General features: G+C 33.3%; 4 protein-coding genes. 3 read left to right on the forward strand and 1 reads right to left on the reverse strand.

The genetic code is table 11. The annotated features are described in order from the left end of the window. Positions 1 to 1720 (forward strand): LTA synthase family protein (locus AC1DJR_RS18195; protein WP_477003180.1); only part of this gene is annotated, 1720 nt, incomplete at its 5' end. A gap of 47 nt (positions 1721 to 1767) precedes the next feature. Here AC1DJR_RS18195 and AC1DJR_RS18200 read toward each other — a convergent pair. Beyond that, positions 1768 to 3216 carry a DHA2 family efflux MFS transporter permease subunit gene (locus AC1DJR_RS18200; RefSeq protein WP_477003181.1) on the reverse strand — a complete coding sequence of 483 codons (1449 nt, stop codon included), beginning with the start codon at positions 3214 to 3216 and terminating at the stop codon, positions 1768 to 1770. 173 nt (positions 3217 to 3389) lie between these two features. Between AC1DJR_RS18200 and AC1DJR_RS18205 the strand changes: the two genes are divergently transcribed. Together AC1DJR_RS18205 and AC1DJR_RS18210 are read left to right on the forward strand one after the other, a co-directional pair. Then, positions 3390 to 3935 carry a TetR/AcrR family transcriptional regulator gene (locus tag AC1DJR_RS18205; protein ID WP_477003182.1) on the forward strand — a complete coding sequence of 182 codons (546 nt, stop codon included), beginning with the start codon at positions 3390 to 3392 and terminating at the stop codon, positions 3933 to 3935. 108 nt (positions 3936 to 4043) lie between these two features. Next, entirely contained in the window at positions 4044 to 4469 is a 426-nt protein-coding gene (locus AC1DJR_RS18210; RefSeq protein WP_429688384.1) for a WapI family immunity protein, read from the forward strand. The last annotated feature ends 60 nt before the right edge of the window (positions 4470 to 4529 follow it).

Below are 4529 nucleotides of genomic sequence, written 5' to 3' on the forward strand. Positions count from 1 at the left end.
GTATATTATCGCTTTTTCAGCGACTGTATATTATCGCTTTTTCAGCGACTTTATTACGTTCCCGACATTAACACAAACGAATAACTTTGGAGATTTAGGTGGTAGTATTTTTGCATTGCTACACTTATATGATCCACTATATTTCTTAGATACAATCATTTTAATTGTTTTAGTCGCAACGAAATTTGTAAATCCTAAACCAATCCGTGTTGCGAAGCATAAATTATCGCTAGTATTTGTAGCAGGTATTTTATTCTTTAGCGTTAACTTAGGTCTGGCAGAATCTGACCGTCCTGAATTGTTAACAAGAACATTTGACCGCAATTATATCGTGAAATATTTAGGGGCGTACAACTTTACGATTTATGATGGTATTCAAAGTGCGAAAGCATCAACAGAACGAGCATTAGCGGATGGAGATAATATGACAGAAGTTAGAAACTATCTTACATCAACTTATGCAAGTCCAAATCCTGAGTATTTTGGTAAAGGAAAAGGAATGAACGTAATTTATATTCATTTAGAGTCATTCCAAAACTTTTTACTAAACTACAAGCTAAATGGCCAAGAAGTTACACCATTCTTAAACTCATTTACAAAAGATGCGAATACGTTATACTTTGATAACTTCTTCCATCAAACAGGACAAGGTAAAACATCTGATGCGGAGTTCATGTTAGAGAACTCAATGTTTGGATTACCGCAAGGATCTGTTTTTACAAATAAAGCTAATAACACCTATCAATCAGCACCAGCTATTTTAGGTCAACAAGGATACACATCAGCAGTGTTCCACGGTAACTACAAAACGTTCTGGAACCGTGATGAAATTTATAAATCGTTTGGTTTTAATAAATTCTTTGATGCGTCATACTATGATATGAACGAAAAAGATGTAGTAAACTATGGGTTAAAAGATAAACCGTTCTTTAATGAATCCATTCCATTATTACAAACGTTAAAACAACCGTTCTATTCAAAATTTATTACGTTATCGAACCATTTCCCTTATCCAATTGATAAAGCGGAAGCAACAATTGAACCAGCGAAAACAGGTGATTCATCTGTAGATACGTATTTCCAAACAGCACGTTATTTAGATGAATCTGTAAAAGGCTTCATGGATTACTTGAAACAATCTGGTTTATACGATAACTCAATTATCGTTATGTACGGTGACCATTACGGTATTTCAGATAATCATGGCGCAGCAATGTCTCAAATAATGGGTAAAGAAATGAACTCATTTGAAAATGCTCAATTACAACGTGTACCATTAATCATTCGCGTACCAGGAATGAAAGGCGGCGTACAACATCAATATGGCGGAGAAATTGACGTTCTTCCAACTTTATTACACTTACTAGGTACAGATACAAAGAATTATGTCCAATTCGGATCAGATTTATTATCGCCAGATCATAAACAAGTCGTTCCGTTCCGTAACGGTAACTATGTAAGTCCAACAGTGACTGCACTGAACGGCAAATACTATGATACAGCGACTGGAAATCCAGTAGAATTTACAGACGAAATAAAACAAAATGAACAAATGGTTCAAAAATCACTAAAATACTCTGACCAAGTTGTTAACGGCGACTTATTACGATTCTACACACCAGAAGGCTTCACTCCAGTAGAGCGTACTAAGTACAACTATAACCATCGTGATAAAAATAAAACGAAGGTGAAGACGACTGAAGACGGGGAAACGAAATAAATAATAAAAAATCCTACTCGTATAGAAAACGAGTAGGATTTTTTATTTTAAGATTTACTTTCGGATTTTTGGAGTGCAACTTTTTTAGGCATGAAACATGCRAWWATCARWGCTACAAAAGATAAGACTAACATAAATRCGTAGGCATCACTTGAGCTGAAGATAGAAGATAATTTCTTTACTTGCATAACTGAAATGTTTCCATTTTCACTAGATAACTGCGAAGCATGTGAAGTGGATTGAATTGTATACACCGTGATAATAACTGCTGTTCCAATAGCACCTGCTAATTGACGAATGGTATTATTCACTGCRGARCCATGTGAACCCARTTCTCTTGGTAAAGCGTTTAAACCTGCTGTATTTAAAGGCATCGAAATGAAACTTAGTCCAATGCGTAGAATAATGGTRCGAACCATTAAATACATATAAGTGGTGGATTCGGTCAAATCAATTACACCCCACATCGATATAATGATACATATTAAACCTGTAATAAAGAGTGGTTTCGCCCCATATTTATCAAACATTTTACCTGTGATAGGTGATAAGAAGGCATTAATYACAGCKCCAGGTAATAGAAGTAAACCTGATTCAAAAGCAGTGAAACCTCGTCCGTTTTGCAAGTAAATTGGTAAAAGAATTAAATCAGCATACATAATCATCGTAATGAGTACGTTAATGACTGATGTAAGAGTGAAAATTTTATACTTAAATACGGATAAATTTAATAGTGGATCGCTAGACTTTATTTGACGTAAACAGAATAGAGTTGTAACAATTATTCCGATGATAATTGTAGTAATAACAACTGGATGATCCCATCCTTTACTTCCTGCACTACTAAATCCGAATATAATACAACCAAAGCCAATCGTTGATAAAATGACACTTACGATATCTAATTTTGCTTTTGTTGTTTCAGCAACATTCATTAAATATTTTAGCGCGAGAATAATAACGATTAATACAAATGGAGCTAATCCAATAAATAACCATCTCCATGAWACATATTCAATRATAAAKCCAGATAATGTTGGAGCGATGGCTGGCGCRAAAATKATGGCRAACCCGATGGTCCCCATAATACTTCCACGCTTTTCACTAGGGTATAAATATAAAATAACTGTCATCATTAGCGGCATAATAATTCCTGCTCCAACTGCTTGAATCATTCTTCCTGTTAACAGAATGCCAAAATTCATGGCGCATGCACAGAGAACCGTCCCAATAAACAAAGAGAGCATCGAGCTAATAAATAGCTGCCTTGTTGTAAATCGTTTCATTAAAAATGCAGTAATTGGCACGAGAACACCATTTATGAGCATAAAGCTTGTTGATAGCCATTGCACTGTTGCAGCCGTAACATCAAATACCTCCATTAAATTACTCATCGCTACATTTAATAGCGTCTGATTTAATGTTGATAAAAAACAGCCGGCAATGAGCACAATTAATATAATTTTTTTATTTCTTTCTGATATTTCCTTTTGCATTGGTAARCTCCTTCATTGTTGTCTTGATTTATCGACAWTGTGTCGATAAAATTAATGGTAACAAAATAAATTTTCTTTGACCATGAACAGTTTTGTTGAAAACGTTCACTACTCGACATAGAAGRTATGCACTGTCGAKWAAGTAAAGAGAAAATCTATAAAGGAGTTTCAAAATGTCTACACCTAAAAAAGAAGATCCTCGTACAGTTCGTTCAAGAGAAATGTTTAAAAATGCTGTTATTTCACTCTTATGTGAGAATTCTAGTATTTCAAGTTTAACGATTCAGAAAGTCGCAACAAAAGCAGGATTAAATCGAACAACATTTTACTTACACTATCAAGATATTCAAGATTTACTAGAMCAAATYACGAATGAGATTTYAAATGARCTKTCWAATAAAATWRYYGATTTAATRCATGCAAAAGATTTATCAGAAAAACAAAAGCTAACACAATTACTTGATTATTTATATCTCCACCGAAATTATTTATTTATATTATTTAAAACGAATCAATTTGAGGAGCAACTATTTTTATTTTTAAAAGAGTTAATAGAAACGAGAAGAGAGAATACGAAAAAGGATTTGCCAGATGATTATGTTGCGGTTGATATTAAAACAGCTTCATTGGTAGGTATTATCATGTGGTGGATAAGGAATGGACTTCACTTTAGTTCAGATTATATTGCAAATCAAATTTATTTTATGTACAAAGGGTAATAAATTTAAACCATTCATCCGTATTAAAAAACAATTAGTATAATTTTAAGTATCGGGATTAATAAAACTTTATAAAACAAAAGATCCAGAGATAGAAGGGGGATATTCATGAATTTTCAAAATGAAAAAATATCATTACATTTAGAGGTTGTAAATTACCAATATGCAGATGCAAAAGACGAGTGTGATAGAAATTGGTTAAGAGTAAAAGCGAGACTGTCAGAAGAAAATAAAGTTTTTGAAACGATGGATCCATTTTTACAAACTTTCGACTTACAGTACATGATAAAATGGTTTGAATCTTTACCAAACCCTACATATAACGAACTAGATTTCATCGAACCAAATTTAGCGTTTGAATTTATGGGAGAAAAAGAAGGGGAGTTTCATATTGTTATTCGCTTATCGCTGGAACTTAATCCTTCATGGTGTAAGGAAGAGGAGTACGAATTTTCTATCAGTATCACTCAAGATGATAGGGAGAATATTCTTCGTTCTATTGAAGAGCAGCGAAAGAAATTTCCAAAACGATAATAAAAAGACTTGATAACCTACTAGAGGAAATCAAGTCTTTTTTATTAAATACGATTATCA

The sequence above is a fragment of the Bacillus sp. 05T31 genome, from assembly GCF_056396725.1.